This window comes from Nonomuraea mangrovi, assembly GCF_042681425.1.
Lineage (GTDB): Bacteria > Actinomycetota > Actinomycetes > Streptosporangiales > Streptosporangiaceae > Nonomuraea > Nonomuraea mangrovi.
The window spans coordinates 253,429-277,311 of the sequence record NZ_JBHUFV010000068.1; the positions used below are offsets into that span (position 1 = coordinate 253,429).

General features: G+C 70.2%; 19 protein-coding genes and 7 pseudogenes. 16 read left to right on the forward strand and 10 right to left on the reverse strand.

Going from position 1 to position 23,883, the window contains the following annotated elements; translation table 11 throughout:
- Positions 1-79: 79 nt before the first annotated feature.
- Together ACFSKW_RS44975 and ACFSKW_RS44980 are read left to right on the forward strand one after the other, a co-directional pair.
- Positions 80-487 (forward strand): YciI family protein, encoded by a 408-nt coding sequence (locus tag ACFSKW_RS44975; RefSeq protein WP_379580736.1) that lies wholly within the window; start codon positions 80-82, stop codon positions 485-487.
- Positions 484-1,629 carry an RNA polymerase sigma factor gene (locus tag ACFSKW_RS44980; protein WP_379580737.1) on the forward strand — a complete coding sequence of 382 codons (1,146 nt, stop codon included), beginning with the start codon at positions 484-486 and terminating at the stop codon, positions 1,627-1,629. The genes ACFSKW_RS44975 and ACFSKW_RS44980 overlap by 4 nt, the downstream gene beginning before the upstream one ends.
- 176 nt (positions 1,630-1,805) lie before the next feature.
- On the opposite strand, the gene ACFSKW_RS44985 is transcribed toward ACFSKW_RS44980, so the two are convergent.
- Positions 1,806-3,323, reverse strand: a complete 1,518-nt coding sequence (locus ACFSKW_RS44985) for an alpha/beta hydrolase (RefSeq protein ID WP_379580738.1) — start codon at positions 3,321-3,323, stop codon at positions 1,806-1,808.
- 135 nt (positions 3,324-3,458) lie between these two features.
- Here ACFSKW_RS44985 and ACFSKW_RS44990 point away from each other — a divergent pair, with 135 nt between their 5' ends.
- The gene (locus ACFSKW_RS44990; protein WP_379580739.1) at positions 3,459-4,589 is read left to right on the forward strand and encodes a sensor histidine kinase; all 1,131 of its coding nucleotides are present in this window, start codon (positions 3,459-3,461) and stop codon (positions 4,587-4,589) included.
- Between the two features lie 393 nt (positions 4,590-4,982).
- Here ACFSKW_RS44990 and ACFSKW_RS44995 read toward each other — a convergent pair.
- Both ACFSKW_RS44995 and ACFSKW_RS45000 read right to left on the reverse strand, forming a co-directional pair.
- Positions 4,983-6,167 (reverse strand): annotated as a pseudogene (locus tag ACFSKW_RS44995) (MFS transporter); the annotation flags it as partial.
- A 71-nt stretch (positions 6,168-6,238) separates the two neighbouring features.
- Positions 6,239-6,874, reverse strand: a complete 636-nt coding sequence (locus ACFSKW_RS45000; protein WP_379580740.1) for a class I SAM-dependent methyltransferase — start codon at positions 6,872-6,874, stop codon at positions 6,239-6,241.
- 142 nt (positions 6,875-7,016) lie between these two features.
- Here ACFSKW_RS45000 and ACFSKW_RS45005 point away from each other — a divergent pair, with 142 nt between their 5' ends.
- From ACFSKW_RS45005 to ACFSKW_RS45020, 4 genes and pseudogenes are all read left to right on the forward strand, one after another.
- A complete protein-coding gene (locus tag ACFSKW_RS45005) occupies positions 7,017-7,613 on the forward strand; it encodes a helix-turn-helix domain-containing protein (RefSeq protein WP_379580741.1) in 597 nt (198 codons plus the stop codon).
- A 37-nt stretch (positions 7,614-7,650) separates the two neighbouring features.
- Positions 7,651-7,872 (forward strand): annotated as a pseudogene (locus tag ACFSKW_RS45010) (IS256 family transposase); the annotation flags it as partial.
- A gap of 157 nt (positions 7,873-8,029) precedes the next feature.
- On the forward strand, positions 8,030-8,527 hold the full coding sequence (locus ACFSKW_RS45015) for an HAD domain-containing protein (protein WP_379580742.1): 498 nt from the start codon (positions 8,030-8,032) through the stop codon (positions 8,525-8,527).
- Between the two features lie 199 nt (positions 8,528-8,726).
- Complete coding sequence (locus tag ACFSKW_RS45020) at positions 8,727-8,879, forward strand: hypothetical protein (protein ID WP_379580743.1); 153 nt, start codon at positions 8,727-8,729, stop codon at positions 8,877-8,879.
- A 43-nt stretch (positions 8,880-8,922) separates the two neighbouring features.
- Here ACFSKW_RS45020 and ACFSKW_RS45025 read toward each other — a convergent pair whose 3' ends face one another.
- On the reverse strand, positions 8,923-9,627 hold the full coding sequence (locus ACFSKW_RS45025) for a hypothetical protein (protein WP_379580744.1): 705 nt from the start codon (positions 9,625-9,627) through the stop codon (positions 8,923-8,925).
- 237 nt (positions 9,628-9,864) lie between these two features.
- On the opposite strand from ACFSKW_RS45025, the gene ACFSKW_RS45030 reads away from it, so the two are divergent.
- Both ACFSKW_RS45030 and ACFSKW_RS45035 read left to right on the forward strand, forming a co-directional pair.
- Complete coding sequence (locus ACFSKW_RS45030) at positions 9,865-13,365, forward strand: hypothetical protein (RefSeq protein WP_379580745.1); 3,501 nt, start codon at positions 9,865-9,867, stop codon at positions 13,363-13,365.
- Positions 13,366-13,801: 436 nt separating this feature from the next.
- Positions 13,802-14,158 (forward strand): annotated as a pseudogene (locus ACFSKW_RS45035) (MmyB family transcriptional regulator); the annotation flags it as partial.
- 759 nt (positions 14,159-14,917) lie between these two features.
- Here the strand turns inward: ACFSKW_RS45035 and ACFSKW_RS45040 are convergent.
- Positions 14,918-15,655, reverse strand: a complete 738-nt coding sequence (locus tag ACFSKW_RS45040; protein WP_379580746.1) for an SDR family oxidoreductase — start codon at positions 15,653-15,655, stop codon at positions 14,918-14,920.
- 93 nt (positions 15,656-15,748) lie between these two features.
- On the opposite strand from ACFSKW_RS45040, the gene ACFSKW_RS45045 reads away from it, so the two are divergent.
- Together ACFSKW_RS45045 and ACFSKW_RS45050 are read left to right on the forward strand one after the other, a co-directional pair.
- Positions 15,749-16,624, forward strand: a complete 876-nt coding sequence (locus ACFSKW_RS45045; protein WP_379580747.1) for a LysR family transcriptional regulator — start codon at positions 15,749-15,751, stop codon at positions 16,622-16,624.
- Between the two features lie 635 nt (positions 16,625-17,259).
- Positions 17,260-17,478 (forward strand): GNAT family N-acetyltransferase, encoded by a 219-nt coding sequence (locus tag ACFSKW_RS45050; RefSeq protein ID WP_379580791.1) that lies wholly within the window; start codon positions 17,260-17,262, stop codon positions 17,476-17,478.
- 29 nt (positions 17,479-17,507) lie between these two features.
- Here the strand turns inward: ACFSKW_RS45050 and ACFSKW_RS45055 are convergent.
- Positions 17,508-17,635: pseudogene (locus tag ACFSKW_RS45055) on the reverse strand (transposase); the annotation flags it as partial.
- A gap of 65 nt (positions 17,636-17,700) precedes the next feature.
- Positions 17,701-18,351, reverse strand: a pseudogene (locus ACFSKW_RS45060) (helix-turn-helix transcriptional regulator); the annotation flags it as partial.
- Positions 18,352-18,456: 105 nt separating this feature from the next.
- On the opposite strand from ACFSKW_RS45060, the gene ACFSKW_RS45065 reads away from it, so the two are divergent.
- From ACFSKW_RS45065 to ACFSKW_RS45080, 4 genes and pseudogenes are all read left to right on the forward strand, one after another.
- The gene (locus tag ACFSKW_RS45065) at positions 18,457-18,879 is read left to right on the forward strand and encodes a VOC family protein (RefSeq protein ID WP_379580748.1); all 423 of its coding nucleotides are present in this window, start codon (positions 18,457-18,459) and stop codon (positions 18,877-18,879) included.
- A 106-nt stretch (positions 18,880-18,985) separates the two neighbouring features.
- Positions 18,986-20,020 carry an aldo/keto reductase gene (locus ACFSKW_RS45070; RefSeq protein WP_379580749.1) on the forward strand — a complete coding sequence of 345 codons (1,035 nt, stop codon included), beginning with the start codon at positions 18,986-18,988 and terminating at the stop codon, positions 20,018-20,020.
- 7 nt (positions 20,021-20,027) lie between these two features.
- The gene (locus tag ACFSKW_RS45075; protein ID WP_379580750.1) at positions 20,028-21,149 is read left to right on the forward strand and encodes a winged helix DNA-binding domain-containing protein; all 1,122 of its coding nucleotides are present in this window, start codon (positions 20,028-20,030) and stop codon (positions 21,147-21,149) included.
- A gap of 60 nt (positions 21,150-21,209) precedes the next feature.
- Positions 21,210-21,485: pseudogene (locus ACFSKW_RS45080) on the forward strand (transposase); the annotation flags it as partial.
- A gap of 58 nt (positions 21,486-21,543) precedes the next feature.
- Here the strand turns inward: ACFSKW_RS45080 and ACFSKW_RS45085 are convergent.
- Positions 21,544-21,843 carry an Atu4866 domain-containing protein gene (locus ACFSKW_RS45085; RefSeq protein WP_379580751.1) on the reverse strand — a complete coding sequence of 100 codons (300 nt, stop codon included), beginning with the start codon at positions 21,841-21,843 and terminating at the stop codon, positions 21,544-21,546.
- Between the two features lie 430 nt (positions 21,844-22,273).
- On the opposite strand from ACFSKW_RS45085, the gene ACFSKW_RS45090 reads away from it, so the two are divergent.
- A complete protein-coding gene (locus tag ACFSKW_RS45090) occupies positions 22,274-22,816 on the forward strand; it encodes an Atu4866 domain-containing protein (protein ID WP_379580752.1) in 543 nt (180 codons plus the stop codon).
- Between the two features lie 269 nt (positions 22,817-23,085).
- Here ACFSKW_RS45090 and ACFSKW_RS45095 read toward each other — a convergent pair.
- Together ACFSKW_RS45095 and ACFSKW_RS45100 are read right to left on the reverse strand one after the other, a co-directional pair.
- A pseudogene (locus ACFSKW_RS45095) lies at positions 23,086-23,295 on the reverse strand (helix-turn-helix domain-containing protein); the annotation flags it as partial.
- A 99-nt stretch (positions 23,296-23,394) separates the two neighbouring features.
- Entirely contained in the window at positions 23,395-23,793 is a 399-nt protein-coding gene (locus ACFSKW_RS45100; protein WP_379580753.1) for a VOC family protein, read from the reverse strand.
- Positions 23,794-23,883: the final 90 nt, after the last annotated feature.

Below are 23,883 nucleotides of genomic sequence, written 5' to 3' on the forward strand. Positions count from 1 at the left end.
TGTCGAGAATCCGCGCGCGGCTCCGTCCCCGGAGTGAACACGGCCACAATGGGCCTGTACCACACTAAGGAGAAACACGATGGCCAAGTACCTGCTGCTCAAGCACTACCGTGGCGCGCCGGCAGCGGTCAACGACGTGCCGATGGAGCAGTGGACGCCGGAGGAGGTCTCGGCCCACGTGCAGTACATGCGTGACTTCGCCGCTCGGCTCGAGGGCACCGGCGAGTTCGTCGACGCTCAGGCGCTCTCCCCGGAGGGCACGTTCGTCCGCTACGACGGCGAGGGGCGGCCGCCGGTCACCGACGGCCCGTTCGCGGAGACCAAGGACCTGATCGCCGGCTGGATGGTGATCGACGTCGAGACCTACGAGCGGGCGCTCGAGCTGGCCGGCGAACTGTCCGCGGCTCCGGGTGCGGGTGGGAAGCCGATCCACGAGTGGCTCGAGGTGCGCCCCTTCCTGGCCGAGCCGCCCACGGTGACCGAGTGAACGAGTCGCTGCTGCGGGAGCTGGTGCCCGCGGTGATCGGTGTCCTCGTCCGCCGCGGAGCCGACTTCGCGGCGGCCGAGGACGCCGTGCAGGACGCCCTGGTCGAGGCCGTGCGCGTGTGGCCGGACGACCCGCCGCGGGACCCCAAGGGCTGGCTGGTCACCGTGGCCTGGCGTAAGTTCCTCGACGCCGCCCGTGCCGATACCTCCCGACGGCACCGCGAGGTACGCGTCGAGACCGAGCCCGTGCCCGGCCCTTGCGAGGCGGTGGACGACACGCTCCGGCTGTACTTCCTGTGCGCGCACCCGTCCCTGACACCGGCCTCGGCCGTCGCGCTCACGCTGCGCGCGGTCGGCGGCCTGACCACGCGTCAGATCGCGCGGGCCTACCTCGTGCCGGAGGCGACCATGGCCCAGCGGATCAGCAGGGCCAAGCGGACCGTCTCGGACGTCCGGTTCAACCAGCCCGGGGACGTCGCCACGGTGCTGCGCGTGCTCTACCTGGTCTTCAACGAGGGCTACTCCGGCGACGTCGACCTCGCCGCCGAGGCGATCCGGCTCACTCGCCAACTGGCGGCCAGGACCAACCACGAGGAGGTCGCGGGCCTGCTCGCGCTCATGCTGCTGCACCACGCCCGGCGCCCGGCACGGACCGGCCCCGACGGCAGGCTCGTGCCCCTTGCCGAGCAGGACCGCGGCCTGTGGGACACCCGCCTGATCACCGAGGGCGTCGACGTGCTCCAGGCGGCCCTCGCCCGCGACCGCTTGGGGGAGTTCCAGGCCCAGGCCGCCATCGCCGCGCTGCACGCCGACGCCCGCACGGCCGAGGAGACCGACTGGGTGCAGATCGTCGAGTGGTACGACGAACTGGTACGCCTCACCGACAGCCCGGTGGCTTGCCTCAACCGGGCCGTCGCGGTCGGCGAGGCCGACGGCCCACGGGCCGGACTGGCCGCCCTGGCGGAACTCGACCCAGCCCTGCCCCGCCACACCGCAGCCGCGGCGTACCTGCACGAGCGTGACGGTGACCCAGTGACCGCGGCACGGCTCTACGCCGAAGCCGCCCGATCAGCGCCCAGCCTCCCCGAACGCGACCACCTCACGCGACAGGCCGCGCGGCTCAATGCGCAACTGCGCAGTTGAGCGGCGGGCGCCAGGCATTCACCGCCACACCATCGCCAGATCATCGACCACGGCGGCCCGGTCGCATCCCGTCCGCTGCTCGGCGACTTCGCCCGCCGTACGTCCGCACGCCTGGCAGCGCGCCTCGGCGCCGGGCCGGCCGCCGCGACGGGGGTATCGCGGCCTCGGGAGGCAGGTCAGGGATGACAGTTCGGATCGGCGGCGGGGAGGGTGCCGGTGGCCAGGTAGGCGTTGACCTTGGCGTCCACGCAGGCGTTGCCGTATTCGCCGTAGATCCCGTGGGCGGTGGTGCCGCGCAGGGTGAGCAGGCGGGAGCCGGTCAGCGCCCGGTGCATGGCCTTGCTGCCCTCGTAGGTGGTGGCGGTGTCGCCGGTGGCGGACACGATCAGTGCGGGGGTGGGGTTGGCGACGTGCGTGGGACGCTCGCGCGGCTGGTTCGGCCAGAAGGCGCAGGGCCAGACGTTGTTCTTGAGGGGGCCGAAGAGGGGGTGGCGCGTACGGCTGCGCTGGACGTCGTTCCAGTAGACGTCGGGGTCGCGCGGCGCGGCGCGGTCGCCGCAGATGATCGCGGCGGCCGGGCTGGCGAGCGGGGAGCCCGCGCTGGTCAGGACGAACGCGAGGAATCCGTCGAGTTCGGGGCCGGGGTCGGCCGGGCGACCGTGCGCGGCCTCGTTCAGGGTCCGAACGGTGGAGGTGAATGCCGCGCGGGCCGCAGGGCGGTCGTCGCCGGAGCCGACGGAGAGGATGTACGGGACCGCCTGGTCGTCCACCTCGTACGGTCCGACGCGCAGCGGGCGGTCCTGCGCGGCGGCGACGATCGCGTTCACGGTGGCGAGCACGCGGGCGCGGGTGGCGCCGAGGCCATAGGTGCCGTGACGTTCGGCGACCCAGGCCGCCCAGCCGCGCAGCGCGCGTTCCGCCTCATCTTCGGTGCCCTGTGCCGCCCTGGGGCCCCACTTGTTCGGGTCGCCCGCGCTGTCCAGGACCACGCGGTCGGTGCGGCCGGGGAACATCTGGGTGTAGACCGCGCCCAGGTAGCTGCCGTAGGAGTAGCCGAGGAAGGAGATCCGGCGCTCTCCGAGGACGCGGCGCACGAGGTCGATGTCGCGGGCCGTGTCGCGCGTGTTGGCGTACGGGAGCACGTCGGCGTGGCGCCGGGCGCAGCGCTCGGCCAGGTCGTGCTGCACCGCCACCTGGTGATCGAACCGGGCGCGGGTCGGACCGGCCGAGCGGAGCCACAGTCCGATGGGCCAGCCGCAGTCGAGCGGCGTGCTGCGCCCGACGAAGCGCGGGTCCAGGCCGACGAGGTCGTAACGGGCGGCGACGTCCTTCATGGCCGCGCGCGTCTGCAGGGGCATGCCCAGCGTGCTCTCGCCGGGGCCGCCGTGGTTGAGGACCATGGTGCCGATGCGATGGGCGCGGTCGGTGGCGGGGAGGCGGGACAGCGCGAGTTTGATGGTGCGGCCGCCGGGCCTGGAGTGGTCGAGCGGGACGGTGAGTTCCGCGCACCGTGCGCCTGCCCGGTCGAGCTCCCTGCCGAGGGCGTCGTCGGGGCCCTGGGCGCAGGGCTTCCAGTCGAGCGGTGGGGGCGGGCCGCCGTCGGCCCTGGCCGGGGGCGCGAGGGCGAAGGACAGGGCGATCAGGGCGAGGGCCGGGACCAGGCGTCTGCGGGTCCGCGCATATGTCGGTTTCATGGTCGGGGACGCTATTTCGGCCGAACATCCGGCACGATACAGCTGGCCGCACACGCGTTGGTACAGCCCGCTGTAGTGTCCGGCGGGGACAGGTGAAGGATAATGATCTCCGTACGGCGTCGTGAGGAGGTGCGCATGCGTGACCGTGCGTTCTCCGGCTCGCTCTACCTACTGGGCACGCTGGCCACCGCCGTGGTCACAGCGCTCGCGTTGCCGGTGCTGCTCGCGCCGCGGGCGGCTCGGCGCTGGGCGGACTGGCACCGTCAGCGGGCCGGCAGGCTGCTCGGCGTTGCGGTCGACGGGAGGCCGGGCGGACGGAGGGATCTCGTCTGGGCGCTCGCGCACGTCGCCGTCGGGTTCCCGCTCGGGCTGGCCGCCCTGATGTGCCTGGGCAACCTCCTGGTCGCCGCGGTGGCGTTGCCATTGTGGTGGATGTTTCCCGCCGACACGCGTCCCACCCTGTTTCCGTTCTTCGATGTCCATGTGGGCGATTGGGAGACCGCGCTGGTCGGGGGCTCTGTTCAGATCGCCGTCCTCGGTGCGGCGGCCTGGTGGGTGCTCCCGACGCTGGCGCGACTCCACGCGCGGCTGTGCCTGGCGGTGCTCGCGCCGTCGGCCCGCGAGCGGCTCACCGAGCGGGTCGACGTGCTGACCAGGAGCCGGGTCGGCGTGGTCGACGCCCATGGCGCGGAACTCCAGCGGATCGAACGCGATCTGCACGACGGGACGCAGGCGCGCCTGGTGGCCATCGCCATGCAGTTGGGCATGGCCAAGGAGTCGCTCGCCGACGATCCGGACACGGTCGCGGCGCTGCTCACGCAGGCGCACGAGACGGCGGAGGAGGCGATGGTCGAGCTCCGCGCGGTGCTCCAGACGATCTACCCGCCGATTCTCGCCGACCGCGGGCTCGACGGGGCGTTGACGGCGCTGGCCGCGCGGTCGAGCGTGCCGGTCCACATCGAGCTCGCCGATCTGGGCGCGCTTCCGGCGACCGTGGAGGCGGTGGCCTACTACGTGATCGCCGAGGCGCTGACGAACGTGACCAAGCATGCCGCTGCCACGCGGGTGGCCCTCCGGATCGAGCGCGCTGACGACGTGCTGTCCATCGAGGTCACCGACGACGGAAGGGGCGGCGCCGACGAGGCGCGCGGCACCGGGATCGCCGGGATCTGCCGGCGGGTCGCCGCCCTGGACGGCAGGGTCCGCCTCGACAGCCCGCCGGGCGGCCCCACCGAGCTCGTCGTCCAGATGCCGTGTGCGCAGTGATCGTTCAGGAGGTCCAGTGCGGGTCGTGATCGCCGGAATCCACGTCGCGCTACGGCCCGCGGGCCGTTGTTGTGGACCTCGTGCGAGCACGTAGACGAACAGGATCGCCATGACTACCGCGCCTGCCCACATGGCCTGCTGCCAGCCGTCGACGAAGGACTCTTGGGCGGCTCGGGTCAGCGCCTGTGCCTGGGGGCCGACCCGGTCGGCGGTGGCGAGGGCGTTGGCGACACCCTCGCGGGCGGTGCGGGCGGCGTCGTCCGGCACTCCGTCGAGCCGGGAGTCTATGGCGCTGCGGTAGCCGGCGGTCAGGACCGCTCCGAGCAGCGCGACACCGAGCGCGGTGCCGAACTCCCGGGTGACGTCGTTGAGCGCGGAGGCGACGCCTTGACGCTCACGCGGCAAGGCGGTGGTGATGGCCTCGGTGGAGGGCGTCATCGTCAAACCCATGCCGAGTCCCATGGCGAGCATGCCGGGCAGAATGGATAGGTAGCCGCCGTCGACGGAGACGAAGGTGGCCATGAGGACCAGCCCCGCGCCACCCAGGAAGATTCCTGAGGCCATCGTCGAGCGACTGCCGATGCGCGCGGCCACCCGCGGGGCGAGGCCGGAGGCGAACATCATCAGCAGCGCCATCGGCATGAGCGCCAGGGTGGAGCGAAGGCCGGACCAGCCGAGCACCGCCTGAAAGTACGGGAAGAGGACCACGAAGATCCCTGCCTGCACGCCGAAGACCGTCACGAGCGACACGGAACCGCTCGAAAGGCCTCGCTCGCGGAACAGCCGGACGTCGAGGAGCGGAGCCTGTCGGCGCAGTTCCCATGCCACGAAACCAGCAGCGGCGATGACGCCGACGAGGAGACTCAGGAGCGTCGCGGACGCGGTCCAGCCTCGTTCGGGGCCCTCGTGGAGGAAGAAGACGAGCCCGACCACCGCGACCACGGACGACAGCGAACCGACGGCGTCGAACCCGTGCCCTGGCGCCTCTCGCGAGTTCGGGATGGATCGCAGCGCCACGACGATGGCGACGACGACAAGCGCGACCGGCAGGACGAACAGCCACCGCCAGCTCGCCAGGTCGACCAGGACAGCCGACAGGTACATCCCCAAGATGCCTCCACCGCCGGCGACACCGGTCCACACGCCGATCGCCTTGGAACGCTCCTCGTCCGGAAAGGTCGAGGTGATGACGGCGAGGGTGACCGGCATGATCATCGCCGCGCCCACGCCGCTCAGGAAACGCGCGGCGAGCATGATCTCGGACGAGGTGGCGAGGCCGGCCGCCGCACTCGCTGTTCCGAAGACGAGCAGGCCTGCGAGCAGCATCGGCCTGCGGCCCCACCGGTCGCCCATCGCGCCGAGCGGCAGGAGCAACGCGGCCAGGCTGATGGTGTAGATGTTGATGAACCACAAGACCTCGGTTTGCGAGGCGTCGAACGCGACGGTGAGCTCTGGCTGGGCGACGTTCAGTCCGGACACCGAAGCGATGACCGCCATGAGCGCGACGCAGACCCCGACCAAGATCATTCGTCGTTGTCGTGGGTCTTGGATGGTCGAAGCTCCTGAGTTCGTACTCATGGGATTCCTCTCAAGAAGACAAGGGGGATCGGCGCCGGAGCGGCGGGCCCTGGCGCTGTCGGATGGCGTGATCACCGGCGTCGGGTGGCGCGCACGACGACGTCGCGGAGGGGGATCGCTCGGCCCCCGTGACCGGTGAGCGTGCGGAGGTGCTCTTCGGCGGTGACGATCTCCCACTCCGTGTCGTCCATGCGCGTGGTGATGGCCGCGGAGGTGGCCGACGCTTCGGCGGGAGGGTGGTGCCCGTGGCCGGTAGAGCCTGGGGTGTGCAGGTGCCCCACGATGAGCAGCGTGCCGCCGGGGGCCACCCATCCGGCGATGCGGTCGTAGAACTCCAGCTGGGGCATCGCCGGGTGGGCGTAGTGGGTCATGACCAGGTCGAACTGCGCGCCCGGGCTCCAGACGCTCAGATCCGCCTCGACCCACCGCAAGCGCTCGGGGGCGCCGCTCGTCGCGGCGCGCTCGGCGGCGCGAGCAAGGGCCTCGGGCGAGATGTCGGCTGCGGTGACGTGCCAGCCGTGGGAGGCAAGCCAGATCGCCTCGGCACCGCCGCCGCACCCGGCATCCAGCGCCGTGCCCGGGGTCAGGCCACTGGTCTCACGAGCGAGGTAAGGATTGGGCGGGTTGCCGCCCATGGATCCAGAGCCCCCAGCTCGTCCCTGTTGCCAGTGTCGTTCCCAGAAGTCCTTGTCGAATTCGTACGTCATAGGTCGTCCCCACTCGTTAGCGATGACCTCGTCGCGGCCACATGCCGACAGGTCCGCCGGCGTGCGCCCCCTCGGCGTTCTTCATGGTGCTGACAGAGATGGCGGATGCGCAAACCTTGTTGCCGAATGGCAAAATGGAGTGGTGGATGAAGCCATTGATCACACTCTTGACGCCGTCGGACCGAGGTTGAAACGCCTTCGGCTGCAACGAGACGTCACGCTCGCCGACCTCGCGGCGGAGACCGGCATCTCTACCAGCACCTTGTCCAGGCTCGAGGCAGGCCTGCGACGTCCCACGCTGGAGCAGCTGCTTCCGCTTGCTCGCGCCTACGGGGTCACACTCGACGAGCTCGTCGATGCGCCGCCGACCGGCGACCCCCGCATCAATCTGCGTCCCATCCCATGCAGCGACGGCTCGGTCATCCTGCCGCTGACCCGTAGACCCGGAGGAATCCAGGCATACAAGTTCGTCCTCCCGAGCGGAAGCGACGACGCCGAACCTGATCTGCGCACCCACGAGGGCTACGACTGGGCCTATGTCCTCAACGGAACACTCCGCCTTGTGCTCGGAGAACACGACCTCACCCTCAAGCCGGGGGAGGCCGCGGAGTTCGACACGCGCACCCCGCACTGGTTCGGGGCCACCAGCGCCGGTCCCGTCGAGTTCCTGAGTCTCATCGGCAAACAAGGCGAACGCGCGCACGTCCGTGCAGCACCGAGACATGGCCCGGCCGAGTGAGAAAGCTCAGGAACCTCACCCGCCGACCGCCGCTCGCGACGCCGACGGCCGTCGTCTGGTCGTGCGCAACGGGTTCCACGGCGAGCGGACGACGACTACCTCAGCCGGGCCGATGCAGGTCAAGGCGCCGCCAGTGAATGACCAGCGGGTAGACGCCGAGACCGGGGAACGCAAGCGGTTCTCATCGGCGATCTTGCCGCCGTGGGCCCGCAAAACCCCGACGATCTTCGAGGTGCTTCCGCTGCTGTATCCGTCCGGGCCGACGGCGTGCACCTGAAGGTCGATGACGTTCAAGCTCATCGAATCCGCCCAACAGCGCCGGCGCTCGGTCAACGCGCCCCATCTGATCGCTCTGGTGCGTGCCGGAGCCCGCTTCGAACGCGGCCTACTCGTCGAACGTGACAAGATCACGCAACATGACCGGCCACACCGAACACCCGCTGCTCTTCCTCGATGTCGACGGGCCGCTTCTACCGTTTGGTGAGAACCCGCAGCGCGAAGCGCGGGGTACCACGTCGGACTCGCACCTGGCGCGGCTCATGTCCGAGGTGGGGCGTCGGCTGGCGGCACTGCCGTGCGAACTCGTCTGGGCCACAACCTGGGAAGATGAAGCGAATGTCGACATAGCACCACGGATCGGGCTGCCACAATTGCCAGTCGTGAACTGGCCGGAGTCATCCGACGAGGACGAACGCCAGGACCAATGGTTCGGACTCCACTGGAAGACCCGGACCCTGGTGAACTGGGCGGCCGGACGCCCATTCGCCTGGGTCGACGACGAGATCACCGACGCCGACAAGGAGTGGGTCTCCGCGCACCATGGCGGCCGAGCCTTCCTCCACCGCGTGGAGTCATACCGAGGACTCGCCGACGAAGACTTCGCAGCCCTCGACCAATGGTTTCGAGCTCTGTAGGTACCGTCCGGCGGGCGGTGGGTGGTTCGTCGTTCTCCAGCGCCCTGTACAGCGTCGAGCGGCCCACGCTCGCTGATCGGGTCGCGTTCCATCTCGGCGGCCAGACCGGCGAGTATGAACAGCATCCGGTCGACGATGGACTGCCGCTGGTTCGGTGCAGCCCGGCGCAGATGCCGGACAGGATTTTCAGGTTGACGCCGTGCGGGGCCGGCTCCTCATCGAGGAAGACCAGCAGTTCCTTGACCGAGCGGGCGACGCGGTCGGGCTTGTAGGTGACCGGGGTGTCGCCGGGGTGCATCCGCTCGACGGCGGCGTGCAGTCGCCCTCGACAGGAGCGGGCGCCTGGCGGTGACCTACAAGCGGGACATCGCGGTCTTCGAACGTGGCGCGCCGCCCTAGGGTTTCACGATCTCGCGCATGGGGTGCAGGCCGGCGTCGCGCGGGACGCGGTCGCCGAGCGGCCGGCTCAGTTCGACCGTGTACGGCGTGGCGGGGTTGCCCAGGCAGTTGTGGAGGTCGCCCGGGGCGCGTTCGACGCCGATGACCAGGCGTACGTCCCGGTCCGTCTCCTCCAGGCCGACCACCCGGATACGCCCGTCGGCCGACTGCCCGCTGGCGCAGGCCTGTTCGGTCACCAGCAGGTGGAGGCTGTTGCCGATGCCCGGCTTCGCCGGGTCGAGGGCGACCTCGGCGACACCCAGGTCGCCCAAGTCCCGTTGCAGGTTGCAGCCGCCCGAGCTGCGCATGTGCCAGCTCGGTCGGCCGTCCGCGGCCGGCGGGCCGAAGCGCTCGACCACCAGGAAGTCATGGGTGACCGTCGCCCTCCCGCGCTCCTCCGGCTCGTCGAACTCCTTGATGAGGGCCACGCGCTCACCGGTCTCCTCGACGATGCGCCACTTGTCCAGGTCTTTGACCGGGCGGACCTCGTGCCCCTTGAGCGCGGCCCGCCCGTCGGGGCCGAGCTGGGACGCCGGGCGGCCGGTGCTCATCACGTCCAGCGGAATCGGCCGGTCATGGCAGGTATAGGTGGGCTCGGCGGCGTCCGCCAGGGGTGTTCCGCAGCCGGCGACGAGGAGCAGGAGCGCGACGATTCGCTTCATGTCCTGGACGACGTGGTCATGGGCCGCCCGGTTCACAGGACAGCAGGGAGTCGCGGCAGTAGCCGCGGGGGAGTGGCGCCCTGGCCGCGCAACAGCGCGACTTTCGCGAGGCGGTACTCATGCGCGCCGCCGGGCGGGCAGGAGGCTCGGGCGGAGTTGCGCGGCATGGGGATCTTGGGTCACCATCGTCGGCATGACTAGTGGAAAGGGCGTTCTCCGCCCAGGCCGTTGAGGCCCATGGAGCCGGTCGAAGAGCCGGCCCTCGAGATCGATCTCCCCGCGACCGCGCTGCTGGCGCGTCTCGCACCTCTTCCCCACTCACGGCGCGCGCGGGCGCTGGCGCTGCACGCCCGCCGCCTGGCCGGCACCCCCCATCTGCGTGTTCTCCTGGACGAGCTGTCGGCGCGGGACGAGTACGCCCGGCACACGGCACTGCATCTCGCCATGGCGGCCCGCGACCTCGGCTTCATCGAGAAGGTTCTCGCCGGACCCGACATGAGGTTGCGGCGCTCGGCCCTGCGTGCCGTCCGCACGCTGCCCGTACCGGATCCGGCGGTGCGGGCCGCGCTCGACGACGCGCCCGCCGACCTGCGGCGCGCGCTGTACCGCACGCTGGTGCACGGCCGCCGGCACGCGCTGGCAGAGGCGCTGTTGCCCGACGTGCGCGCCCGATGGGGCGACCGCGAGGCGGCCGCGCTGCTGCCGGCCTGCGGATCCGCGGCGGTCCCGCGATGGTTGCCGGAGCTGGCCCACGCGGTGACGTCCTGGACGACGATGGCCAAGCGGCATGCGGGCGCGATCATGGCGGTGGCCGAGCAGGAACTGGCCACCGGCGTGCGCCCGTGGACCTGGTGGCGCCGCCGGGGCGCGGGCGTGGAGCTTGCCGCGCTCTCCGAACCGGACCGGATGCTGGCACTGCTGGAACGGTACGACCTGCGTGACGTTCTCGCCCAGCTTCCCGGCGCGGTCGCCAACGCGCTGTTCAGGGCGGACGCCGTACGCGCCAGGAGGCTGTTCATCGCCGAAGCCTCCCCTCTCTGGGAAGAACCGCCGAAGGCGCTGCTCCGCCACTTGAGCTCGGCGTCGGACGCCGAACTGCTGCGGCTCGCCTCGGTCGATCATCGCTTCGACACGGTGCTGCGCCGGCTGCCGCCCGCCCGCCGGGCCACGATCTTCGAGGCGGCCGCGCAGGCGCAGGGCAGAGCCGGCCGGCTATGGGCGATGCGGCTGCTCGGATGCCTGCCTCCCGAGCCGGCGGCGGCCGAGGCCAGGCGCATACTCGACTGGCACGCCTCGGTGTGGCACTCGGCCCGCTCCCACCTGGACAATCCGGACATCCCGCTGGAGCTCACCAGCCATCTGCCGTACGAGGAGGCGGTCGGCCCGCTGCGCGAGGCGGCTGTCGGAGGGGATCCACGGCGCCGCGGACTGGCCAGGACGCTGCTGGTACGGTGCACGGCGCGCACGCGGAACCGGGCGTTGCTCCATGACCTCCTGGCCGAGCTGGCCCTGCGCACCGTGAACGAACGGGACCCGCTCCGCCGGGACCTGCTGACCGCGCTGCTGGAGGTGCCGCCCGCGCTGCTCGACGACTCCTTCGCCGCCACGCTGGGCCGCATCGCCACCGCCGCGGCCGAGGCGCCGGACTCCTCCCCTGACACCCGGGAGGCGCTGCGCAGCCTGGCCGGCCGGGTGCTGCGGCACCACGACCCGGCCCTCGCGCCCGCGCTGGTCTCGTGGGGGATGGGCGTATACGCATCGCTGGTGGCCCGGCACGGCGCGGCGGGGCTCCCAGCGCTCGTGCCCCACCCTGACACACGTCGGCCCGCCCCCGCCCGCCGCCGTCGTGATCGTGGCTTTCCCGGCACGCCCACGGATCAGCATCAGCTGGACCGGGTGCTGCGCATGGGGCAGGAGCACGACCTGCTCGCGCTGCTGCGGCCGCACCTGCGGGCGGCGCGCGAGCGGGGGGACTTCGCCGTGGCCGTGGCCCTCGCCCACACGCTCGGCCGACGCGGCTGGGCGCTGGCCGAACTGCAGGACGACCTGCGCGCCGCCATCCGCCAGGCACCGGAGCCACTCGCCCGCGAGGCCGCCGACCTATGGCTGTCCCACCGACCCGGCCGCCACCGAAGGACCCCACCGCCGGAACCCGGCGCGGCCGAGCGGCCGGTGCGAGCGGGTGACGGGCGGATGGAGCGGATCGTCGGGCTCGTTCTGGAGGATCCGTCCGCCGTGACGCTGCCCGCCGTGTGGTGTGCGGTGGCGCGGCGCCGTACTGATCTCCTCCTGCCGCTGCTCGAGCACGACCGTGGCGGCCGGTTCGCCGACCCCTCGTGGGTGCCGCCAGTCGTCGAGGGTGAGGCCCGCCGATGGACCCCTGACCAGCGCGATCGCGTACGCGCCAAGCTCGCCGCCACCGTTGGCGACGAGCGGTTGCCCGTCTCCGTCCGGGCGACGGCGGTCCAGGCGTTCGGACGGGTCGGCGGCAGGCTCGACCTCCTCGCCACCTGGGCGGACCACGAGAACACGGTGCTGGCCGAGGCCGCCGTCATGGCCATGGCGGGCGCCGACGCGATGCCCCTGCTCCTGCGGCACGCCGGCGGCCCGGCCTCCCGTGTCGCGGTGATCGCCCTGGCGCGCGCCTGCCGGTCCGGCGCCCCGTCGCGGCTGGGCCCGTTCCTTGAGCAGGCGCTGACCGCCCCCGAAAGCAAGATCACTCTGCGCAAGCTGGCCGCCCGCCGGCTCGGCCGCGACCGCCCGCCGGGCGCGGTGGAGGTGTTGCTGCGGGCATGGGCGGACCCCGGCCTGCATCGGGACGTACGCGCGACCGTGGCCGCGGTGCTGCGCGGCATGCCCGAGGACCCGCGCACCCTGGCCGCCCTGATGGAGACCCCCGGCAGGTACGCCGACGAGGTGATCCTGCGCACGCTCTTCCAGGCCCACCCGATGGAGTACGCTCCCGCCGCCCGCCCCGGCTACGCGGACCTCGTACGGCGGCTGCTCATGTCCGCCGACCTGCCCGGGGTACGTTTCCGCGGGTCGAAAGCGTTCAGTTTGTGGGCGCACTGGTACCGCGGCGGCTTCGAGGAGATCCTTGAGGCCGTGGCCGACCCGGGGGTTGACGGGCAGATCATGGAGGTGTTCCTCGCGCTGCTGCGGACGGGGGCGATCCAGTCCCGGATGCTCGACGTGCTCGCCCGGCTGGCCGCCGCCGTACCCGGCGAGGACCTGCGGGCGCCGGCGCGAACGCGCGTGACCGCCATCGCTCAAAGCCTGGCCACGATGCTGGACGAGGAGCGGCCATGGCAGCGGCGGCTCGCCCAGGACGCGATGGACCTGCTCGCTACCCGGCCGCTCCTGCTGACCGAGGCGGTGCGGCTGGCGATAGCCCTGCTCCCCACATCGGACGCGGAATTGGGTGATGCCTTGTGTACGCTGGCCGGCCTTCTGGGGAACCGGCCGATCCTGGCGGCTCAGACTGCCAAGCGGGTAGCCGCCGAGCTGTACGACAGCTATCGGAGCCGTCCGCAGATGCCGCCCGCCGCCACACTGCCCGCGATCCGGCGGCTGACGGCCGGCGGCGACCTGGCTGGCGCCTTGTTCGCGATCACGCTCACCCAGTGGGGCGGCGCACACACCGACTGGGCGCCCCCATGGCGGGAGATCATCCGCGACCTGCGTGATTCCCCACACCTCGAGGTACGCCAGCAAGCCTGGGACACCATCGTCGGCTGAACGTCGTGCCGGCCGATCGACCTCCGGCCGGCACGACGCAACTTCCGCATCCAGGAAGAGTTCACCGGAGGCGCAGACGGCGGCTGCCAGGCGCTCGACAACACGTCGCCCGACGCCGACGCCCCTGGGTCGACCTCCCAGATCGATGACCGATCTGATCAGGCGCGGGCAGTCGGAGGGCGTGTTCGCCTCCGACTTCGGCGTCGACTGGATCGATGACGTGCTCTGGGCCCTGGTGCACAGCGGGTGCGAGGCGGCCAACCGTGGCACCCTGCCACGACACAGCCCACCTTCCCGCCCGGCCCGCTGTCGCATGTCGGGGACCACGGTGAGCGGATCCCAGGCGGTGCCGTTGAGGCGAGTCCAGTGCAGGCCCCGGTCCGACGAGGCTGGGCTCATGCAGCACAGCTTGCCGTTGTAGGGAGCCGCGAACTCGTGCGTGGCCGAACTGCGCGCGGCCTACGGATACGACCTCGATTTCCCGCGGATCACCGAAGTCGTCGACACGCTGTGCGCGAAGAGCCCCGAATTCGCCGAACTGTGGGCAAGGCACGAGGTGAAGGGCAAGACCCAGCAGGCGAAGAACCTCGCACACCCCGAGGTCGGCGCTCTGAAGATCCAATTCTCGGCCTTCACCGTCAACGATGCCCCGCACCAGCAGCTGGTCGTCTACCAGGCCGAGCCGGCGAGTGCCACCGCGGCTGCCTTCGCCGAACTCCGATCCCGCGCCGACCGAGGGGAATCCGCACAGGTGGTGCAGGAAGAATCCGGCCGGGCTCTCAGCGACACCTGACTTCCTATTTGACGCGCATACGAAATGGGCCCACGACCACCAAGGAGAATCGCCCCCCGCTACCTGCGCGAGCTGATGACACCGCCCATCGCTCGGAGTGGGGACGGCGAACGGCTCGGGCCTGGCCGGCGGTGGAACGGACGATGATCTCGCTGACATCGACGTGGCGGGGTGATCGATAGCAAGGGCGATCGCCGCCGCGCTGAATGCGGCCGCGGTCGCGACTTTGCTGCACAGATCGTCGGTGCGCGGATCGCGGACCCTTATAGCATCGAGCCATGGCCATGTCATGGCCGAGCTGTTGTTCCATGGCCTGAAGCGGTAGTCGCCACACGGACGTCGCCGGACGTTCGAATGCGCACACGCGGCTTGAGCTGTTTTTGCGGGCTGGCGTACTGCAACTCGCGCCGTCGGCATCCCGTTCCGGGTCTGTCTAGATAACGGTGTATCTCGATCTTGATTAGTTATCGGGTGGTCGGTGTCAGACGGCCCTCGAAGGTGATGGCGAAGGCGTTCAGGGCGGCTTTCCAGCGGGTGATCCAGCGCTTGCGGCCCTTGCCCGTCGGGTCCAAGCTCATGATCGCACTGATTTCCGAAGTCCTGTGCACTGCATAGCGAAGGGCGGTCCCGGATTGGGAGCCGCCCTGTTCGGTTCTGGGGGTCAGCATCGTTGGACGCTGTTCAGGTGACTGTGTTGCTGCTTCTCCCTCGACATCGATGCCGACCTGTCCGCCCCGACCTGCGGTCAGGGATCATCCCTTACCAGGGGACGACGCCTTCGTCCTCGTAGAACGCGCCGGACGGGCCGCCGTTGGGCAGCGTGGCGAGCCGAATCGCAGTGGCCGCGCCCTGCTCGGGGGTGCGGGGGCCGTGGAAGCCGGTGAAGGCGGTCGCGACCAGGCCCGGGCAGGTGGCGTTGATCAGGATGTTCGTATCGGCGAGCTGCCGGGCGTACTGGACGGTCACGGCGTTGAGAAACGACTTCGACGGCGCGTAGGCCGCCATGACCGGACCGATCTCGATGTCCGGGTCGGCCTGCCTGGTCACGGAGCCGACGCTGCTGGAGATGTTGACGATGCGCGGCGAGGACGAGCGCCGCAGCAGCGGGAGCATCGCGTTCGTCACCCGGATCACGCCGATGACGTTCGTCTCCACGACCGTGCGGACCAGGTCGAGGTCGAGCGTGGTCGGGTCCTGCACCCAGCCCGGACCCATCTGTCCGGAGATGCCCGCGTTATTGACCAGCACGTCCAGCCGACCGGCCTCCCGCTCGATCAGCTCCGCGGCGCCGGCGACGCTCCGGTCGCCGGTCACGTCCAGCGGCACGCCAAACGCGTCGACCCCGGCGACGCGCAGCTTCTCGACGGCGGTCTCGCGCCGACCCGCGTCCCGCGCTCCGACGGCCACGCGGTATCCGAGGGCTCCGAGCCCGGTGGCGATCGCGTATCCGATTCCCTGGTTCGCGCCAGTGACAAGAGCGATCTTCGTTTCGTTCATGCCGTCCAGGCTCGCTCCCAGGTGGGCGCGCCGGCCAACACTGATCGAGTTCGCTGTCATACCCGGTGGGTATCGCTGGCGTACGCTGTGGCCGTGGACACCTTGGAGACTCGCGAGCTGAGATACTTCGTGGCCGTCGCCGAGGAGCTGCACTTCGGCCGGGCCGCCGAACGCCTCGGCATGGCCCAGCCGCCGCTATCGCGCGCGATCCAGCAGCTCGAACGGCGCCTCGGCGTCTGCCTCCTGGAACGCAACCGCCGTGGCGTCGCGCTGACCGATGCCGGGCAGGTGCTGCTGTCCGAGGGCCGCGCGACACTCGACGCGGCCACCGCCGCCGCCCGCCGCACCCGCCGCGCCGGCGGAGCCGACAACCCGGGCGGCGCGCGCAACCGTCTGGTGCTGGCGGTGAAGACCGCCGCAGTTCACGAACTGCTCCAGACGCTCCTCGACGCCTACGCGGCCCAGCCCGACGCCGCCGAGGTCGAGGTCCTGCAGTGCAGCATGTGCGACCAGGAAGCACGGTTGCGCGACGGCAGCGCCGACGTCGCGCTCATGCATGTGCCGTTCAACTCCCTCGCCGGGTTCGACAGCGAGGAACTCATGGCTGAGGGTCAGCTCGCCGTCCTGCCCGCCGGACACCCCCTCGCCGCGCGCGAAACCTTGTCCATGGCCGACATCAGCGACCTCCCCGACCTCCCACCAGCACGCTGGCCCAGACACGGCATCTACCCGCCCGGCCCAGGCCCCGAGATCCACGACCAGACGCAGTTGGCCCAACTGGTCGCCCTGGGCCGCACCGTCGCGGTCCTGCCGGAATCCGCGCGCGCCTGGCTGTGGTCCGAGCACGCCGCCATCCCTCTGACCGACGCGCCCCCCGTCGTCACACACATCGCCTGGCCCACGCATAGCCGCTCACCAGCCCTGGCCAGCCTGATCAGGATCGCCGTACAGCTCGAATCCTCCCGATAGAGCTCTGTCACTCCTCCCGACAGACCTCCGTCACCGCCCGCGCCGCGGCGCGAGTGAGCTTGGCGCGAGCCTCTGGAGGATCAAGCACCTCAAATGTGCTGGAGCTGTCGACCACCCACCTCGTTATCCGGTCTGGCCGCCTGGGTCGGACGAGGACTTCGACCCTCTACGCGAGGGCCCGGCACCTGACGGAGATGGCGCCGGGCCCTCGCTGCTGTGCGGCGGTCGGCCGGACCACCCGCACTATCAGCGCCGGACGGGACGCTGGCCTCAGCGTACTGAGATCGATCTCGCGAACCACTGCGGCGACTCTCGTCCGGCGTCTCCCCTCGAATGATCATGGTCTCATCATGCTCTGAGTGAAGGCCGCTACGACTACGCTTTCGCCTCATGCGGGAGATATCGATCCTCCCCGTCGAGCCGGCGGACTCCGGGGAGATCCTGACCCTGCAGCGGGCCGCGTACGTGACCGAGGGTCGGCTCTACGGCAACTTCTCCCTGCCAGCCCTGGTCCAGAGCCACGATGAGCTGCGAGCCGAGCTGGCCGACTCGGTCGCCGTCAAGGCCGTACGCGACGGCCGGATCATCGGCGCCGCCCGCGCCCGGCGCGAGGACGCGTCTGGCGCATCGGCCGGATCACCGTCGCGCCCGACGCGCAGGGCCAAGGGATCGGCACTCGGCTGCTCGGCGCGCTGGAGCGGCGGGCACCGGTCGGAGTCGAGCGGTTCACGCTGTTCACCGGCCACCTGAGCACGGCCAACATCCGCCTATACCAACGCCTGGGCTACATCGAGGAGCGCCACGAAACGCTGAAGCCTGGGGTGGACCTGGTCCACATGACGAAAGCCGCATGATCGACGCCCGCCACCGCCCTGGAAAGGGACAGGCGCCGCTGCCGCTTGCGCACGATCTTCGGTTCGAAACTGCCGTCCCGATCCCGCGGCACGCTGATCTCCACCGGCCCGACGTCGGTCAGTACCTCTTGGACCGGCTGCCGTTACGGGTGTTGCCCGTGTCGCGCCGCCGGGGAGTTCGCGCGGGGTGAAGCGGGGGCCGGTGGGTGTGCAGGGCCGGATGCGGTCGACGCGGAAGGTGCGCCAGTCCTCGCGGTCGACGTCCCAGGCCACGAGGTACCAGCGATTACGCCAGGTGACCAGGTGGTGGGGTTGTACGCGGCGGACGTTGCCGGCTGAGGTGCTCGGGCCTGGGGTGTAGTCGAAGCGCAGTTCCTCGCGGGCGTGGATGGCGCGGCTCAGGTCCACCAGGGCCTGAGTGTCGACCTGACAGGTGTCGCGGGCCGCGGGCGGTTGGACGGCGGTGATGCGCAGCAGGTCGATGCGGTGTCGTAGGCGGGACGGCATGACCTGGCGCAGGGTGGCCAGGGCGCGAGTGGCGTCTTCGGCGACGGTGGTGCCGGTGGCTGCAGTCTGCAGGGCGACGGACTGGTCGTCGTCGAACAACATGGGTGGCATGTGAGCGCCGGGCTCCAGACGGTAGCCGCCGGCTGGTCCTTTGACGGTCCTGATCAGGTAGCCGAGTTCGCGCAGGCGGTCGATGTCACGGCGCACGGTGCGCGAGGTGATGCCCAGACGCTCGGCGAGATCCTCGCCGGACCAGGCACGCTGCGTTTCCAGCAGCGAGAGCAGCGCGAGCAGCCTGGAGGACGTTTTCTGCATGACATCCAATTCTCGCAGTACAGGACACAACCTGTCCTTTACCTCCGGCATGGTGGCATACGAGCCGTTCGGGAGGCATCGCTCCTGGTCACGGCGACCGCCACTTGGGCTTGGCCGGTCGGCGGCGTATTCGTCACGCGAAGCAAGGAGCACGTCATGTCTGTTACGACCACCACTCACCTGAACTTCCGGGGCACCGCACGTGAGGCGCTGGACTTCTACCAGTCCGTCTTCGGCGGACGTACTGTCGCGGTCACCTACAAGGACGCGGGCGCCGTGCAGAACGAGAGTGAGGCGGACTGGGTGATGTGGGGCGAGGTGGCGGGCGACAACGGCTTCCACGTCATGGCCTACGACGTGCCCTCGCACCTGCCCTGGAACCAGGGCGAAAACCCGTTCTTCGTCTCCGTACGCGGTGACGACGCCGAGGACATCAGCGCCCTGTGGGGCAAGCTCGCCGAGGGCTCGACCATCGTGCGTCCGCTGGAGCCTGCGCAGTGGGCGCCGCTGTACGGCATGCTCACCGACCGCTTCGGCGTCACCTGGGTCCTGGACGTCACCGCCCCCTACAACGGCTGAAACCAACCGGCCTGACATGCCTGTGTCGTCCGGGCCGCCGCAGCCACACGGGGCCCGGACAGCGCAGGCACCGAACACGTACAACAGCGAAAAGAAGTGGGTCACCATGCGGATGCGGAAGCTGGGACAGACCGGCATCGAAGTCAGCGCCTACTGCCTGGGCACCATGGTGTTCGGCAAGATGGGCAATCCGGACCACGGCGACTGCGTGGACATGATCCACCGTGCGCTGGATGCGGGCATCAATGTCGTCGACACTGCCGACGTTTACGGTTACAGCGAGACCGAGGAGATCGTCGGAAAGGCACTCAAAGGACGCCGCGATGAGGTCGTGCTGGCCACCAAGTTCAACGGGCCGATGGGTGACGGCCCCAACCGCAGCGGCAGCTCCCGGCGCTGGATCATCCAGGCGGTCGAGGGCTCGCTGAAGCGGCTGCAGACCGACTACATCGACCTCTACCAGATCCACCACCCCGACCCGCACACCGACATCGAGGAGACCCTCTCCGCGCTCACAGACCTTGTACATGCCGGGAAGGTCCGCGCGATCGGCTCCTCCAACCTGCCGGCCTCGGAGATCGTCGAAGCCCAGTGGGTGTCCCAGCAGCGCGGCCTGCACCGCCTGCGCGCCGAGCAGCCCACCTACTCCATGCTCAACCGTGGCATCGAGCGCGAGGTGCTGCCCACCTGCCGCCGATACGGCCTGGGCGTCTTGGTGTGGAGCCCGCTGGCCATGGGACTGCTCACCGGCCGCTACCGCAAGAACACTCCACAGCAGCCCGACAACCCGCGCATGCGGTGGGTCCCGAAGCACCTCACCGACGAGCGCAAGCTTGATGCCGTCGAGCAACTGCTGACCATCGCCGAGGAAGCCGGCCACCCTCTCACGCACCTGGCCATGGCTTTCGCCATCAGCCACCCCGACGTCACTGCCGCCATCATCGGCCCGCGCACCATGGACCAGCTCAACGACCTGCTCGCCGGCTCCACCCTTTCCTTGGGCGACGACATCCTTGACAAGATCGACACCGTCGTCCCGCCTGGCACCGACATCAGCCCTCTGGACGTCTCCTACAATCCCCTCTCCGTCGCCCTCACCGACCTGCGCCGACGCCCGCCCCACGAGCGAGCCGCAGCCTGAGAACTCCATGACCGTCCTCGACAGCCGCGCCCTCAACCGCACCACCCTCGCCCGCCAGCACCTGCTCACGCGCAGCGACACATCCGTGCCCGAGGCGGTGGCCCACCTGTGCGGCCTGCAGGCGCAAGAGCCCCAGGAACCGTTCATCGGGCTGTGGTCACGTCTATCCGACTTCAAGCCCCAACAACTGGACGATGCGCTGACCAATCGCACCGTGGTGCGCACCCACCTGATGCGCCGCACCGTCCACCTCGTCACCTCCGACGACGCGCTCGCCTGGCGAGCCCGCCACGACACCATGCTGCGCCAGCGCGTGCTGGGCACCTACCGACGCGAACTGGCCGGCATCGACTTGGACGAGGTCGCCGCCGCGGGCCGCACGGTCATGGCCGACCAACAGCCCCGCACCATGAGGGAGCTCGTACAAGCCGTCGAAGAACGCTGGCCCGGCCCACCACGCCGGGTCCTAGGCGAGCTGCTCGTCGCAGCCCTCATCCCCATGGCCCAACTCCCGCCCCGCGGCCTGTGGCAACAGCGCGCCGGTGTACGCAACCTGCCGTTGACCACCTGGCTGCGACGGGACATCGACCCCCTGCCCGACGGGGACGGCGATCCCGTCGGGCAGCAGCTGCTGCGCCGCTACCTCGCCGCCTACGGGCCCGCCGCCAGCGTGGACCTACGCGCCTGGTGCGGCCTCGCCGGCCTTCCCGCCGCTGTCAAAGCCGCCCGGGAAGAACTCGTCGTCTTCCGTGACGAACGCGGCCGCGAACTGCTCGATCTGCCCGACGCACCCCGCCCCCACCCCGACACCCCCGCCCCCGTCCGGTTCCTCCCGGCCTTCGACAACGCCATCCTCGGCTACCACGACCGCAGCCGCATCATCGACGCCCCCCACCTCGGTCTGTCCGTCGCAGGCCACCGCACCGTCCTCGTCGACGGACGCGTCACCGCCACCTGGACCGTGCGCAACCATCAACTCGACATCAGCCCCCTCCGGCCCCTCACCGCCCTGGAACAAGAAGCCGTCCACGCCGAAGCCCAGGACCTGACCACCTTCCTGGACGAAGACATCGAGCACATCCAACTCGACACGAAAACTGACGATCATGCGCTCCACGTCCCGACCTGATCGCCGGCGAAAACAACCGCATGACGACTCCCTTACGTGGGGACTCCGCGACGGGGCGCCGCCGCTACAGTGCCCTTCCTCCACTTCGACACCGAGATCCGCCGGGTGATCTGCTCGACCAACGCCATCGAGTCGGTCAACGCCCGCATCCGGCGGGCGGTCAAGGCGCGCGGCCACTTTCCGAACGAGCAGGCCGCGCTCAAGTGCGTCTACATGGCGATTATGAGCTTGGACCCGACGGGCAAGGGCCACAGGTGCTGGATCACCCGCTGGAAAGCCGCCCTGAACGCCTTCGCCATCACCTTCGAGGGCCGCCTGACCCCGACCACCCGATAGAACCATTCAAGATCGAGATACACCGTTGTCTAGACAGACCCGAATTCCGCGTGACCTATCAGCCGCGCGGCAGGATGCCTCCCTGCCGGGCGCGCTCGTCGCCCTCGCGGTAGAGCACCAGGTGCTCGTGGAAGAGAACGCCATCGCGAATGTCGCCGGTGGCGGTGAAGCCGGTGTCGTCGACGTAGTCGATGTGGTTGCCGGTGACGGTGTAGCGGCCGGTATAGGCGCTCTGACGGTTTCCGCGGGCCTCGTCGTAGCGGCCGTTCGGCAGCAGTTCCTGGCGGATGAATCCGTCCGCGGTCACCCACATCCCGACGTACGGGTGAGGGTCGCGGGGCGTGTCGTTGCTGGTCATGGCTCCATGGTTGGCGCAGCGGCCGGTGGCAACCAGGCCGCCGTCTCCCCAGGTGCGGGCTTCCTGGGGGCGGCGCACCCACCGTCGCGAGCGGAACGGCGCAGCGAAATCAGGGTGCCGAAATAGGCGAGTCTCCCGGATGCGGCCACCCGGAACGTGCGAGGTCGTGACCACATCCCTCCCGCTGGTGGCTGCGACATCACCACCACTGGATGGGGGCTCCGACTCGTCATTCTCCGCACCGGCAGCCTGTCCGAGCCGCCCTTGGTGCCCGTTGCGGGCCAGCGGGGCCGACCATGGGGGCCCGCGCACCTGGGGATACGGCGGCCTGGTTCCGATTCCGCCGCGCGACGAACCTGATGGTCACGCAGCTGCTGCAACTGCCGAGCATCTCCTCGTAGCAGCACCGGCGCTCCCGCTGATCGGGACCGTGAGTGCCGACATCCTGTTCGTCGGTTCCCTGATCGTGGGGGTCGGCCCCGCCATCGTCACCGCTGCGGAGGACGACAACGCCATCGTCGTCGACTGCACGGGCATGACCGTCGTCCCCGCCGTCGTGGACACCGTCGCGCTGGTCGGCGGACGCGGCCGCCGCTCGGAGTACGTCGCGACGCTGACCCCGGGTAACACCACCGACTTTCTGGTGGTGCCCGACGAACTCGCTGCCGATGTGCCGAGCGCGGTAGCCACCCTCATGTCCCGGCCGGAGCAGGTCCGCGCACTGGTCGCGGCCGGCCGGCCCGTCCTGTGGGCGGGCACCGCCGCCCCCGGCCGGACCACCGCCCCCGAGGCGGGTATCCCGGCCGCACCGGACCTGACCGAAAGCCCACGGGTCGGCGTCTGGATCGACCGGAAGGACTTCCTGCACCAGGAGCTCACCGCCGACGGCCGCTACGACGAGACCCGGGGCGGTCGCCCACACGCCTATCAGGGCCGGTTCTGGATCGACGGGCTGAACACCCCGATTGCCTGAGCATCCGACAGCCGCCGCCGGTCGGGACGCGTCCGAGCTTCTTGATGCCGACGTGGGCCAGGTCGCCGACCCGGTCGTGCTCGTAGCGGACGACCTCGCGCAGCAGCTCGCCGGTCGGCGGGTCGAGGTTACGGAGCCGATTGAGTCCTCTCCTCACCAGGATGCGGTGGACAGTCGCCGGCGCGACCGTGACGCCGTGCAGCCGCTGAAGGTCGACGGCGAGCCGCGCGGGCCCATGCTTGATCTGCCGCCGCAATGCCTCCACCAGGTCAGCGATGTCCTCGGGGGGTGCAGGCCGGGCTTGTGGCGGGGCGGGAGGATTGGTCAAGCAGGCCGTTCTCGCCGTGTGCGCGCCAGCGGGCGTACCACTTGGCCAGGCAGCGGCGCGATAGCCCGGTCTCGGCAGCGATGCGCGCGATCGGCCGGCCAGCGTCGATCCGCAGGCACAACCGCAGACGTCCCTCGGGGGTCAGCGGTGCGTTCCGGTGCCCCTGCTGTTGGCGCTCCTGGACTCGGCGGACACGTTCATCGGGAGCCCTTGGATCTCAAGGCTCCCGCGTGAGCGGCTGTGCCTGGCGTCAACGTGCGAACTTCTCGATGGCCGCCGGGGTGACGGGGGTGAAGAAGTTGACGAGGTTGCCGTCGGGGTCGCGGAACAGCAGCGACCGGTTGCCCCAGGGCATCGTGGTGGGCTCGGAGACGAAGTCGGTGACGAAGCCGGTCAGGTTCTGGTGAATGCGGTCCACGTCGTCGACGCGGAACTCGATGATCACGCTCTGGTTGTCCGCCGGGCGGGCAGAGCCCGGGGCGAACAGTGGGACGGTGCGGGTGCTGGCGATCGCGAGGGTGGCGTTGGGGGTCTTGAGTTCGGCGAAGTCCTCGGTGGCCCACGTCGCCCGCGCCCCTGTGGCTCGCTCGTAGAACTCGACAAGGCGCGCTACGTCGCTGGTGATGATGCGGATCGAGACGAAGTCCATGGGAATCTCCTTGGCTGTGCTGCAGGCGTGCACGTCGCAGATTAGGAGAAATAGTGGACAGAATCGGTCCTGTATTCGCGTTAGGCTGCG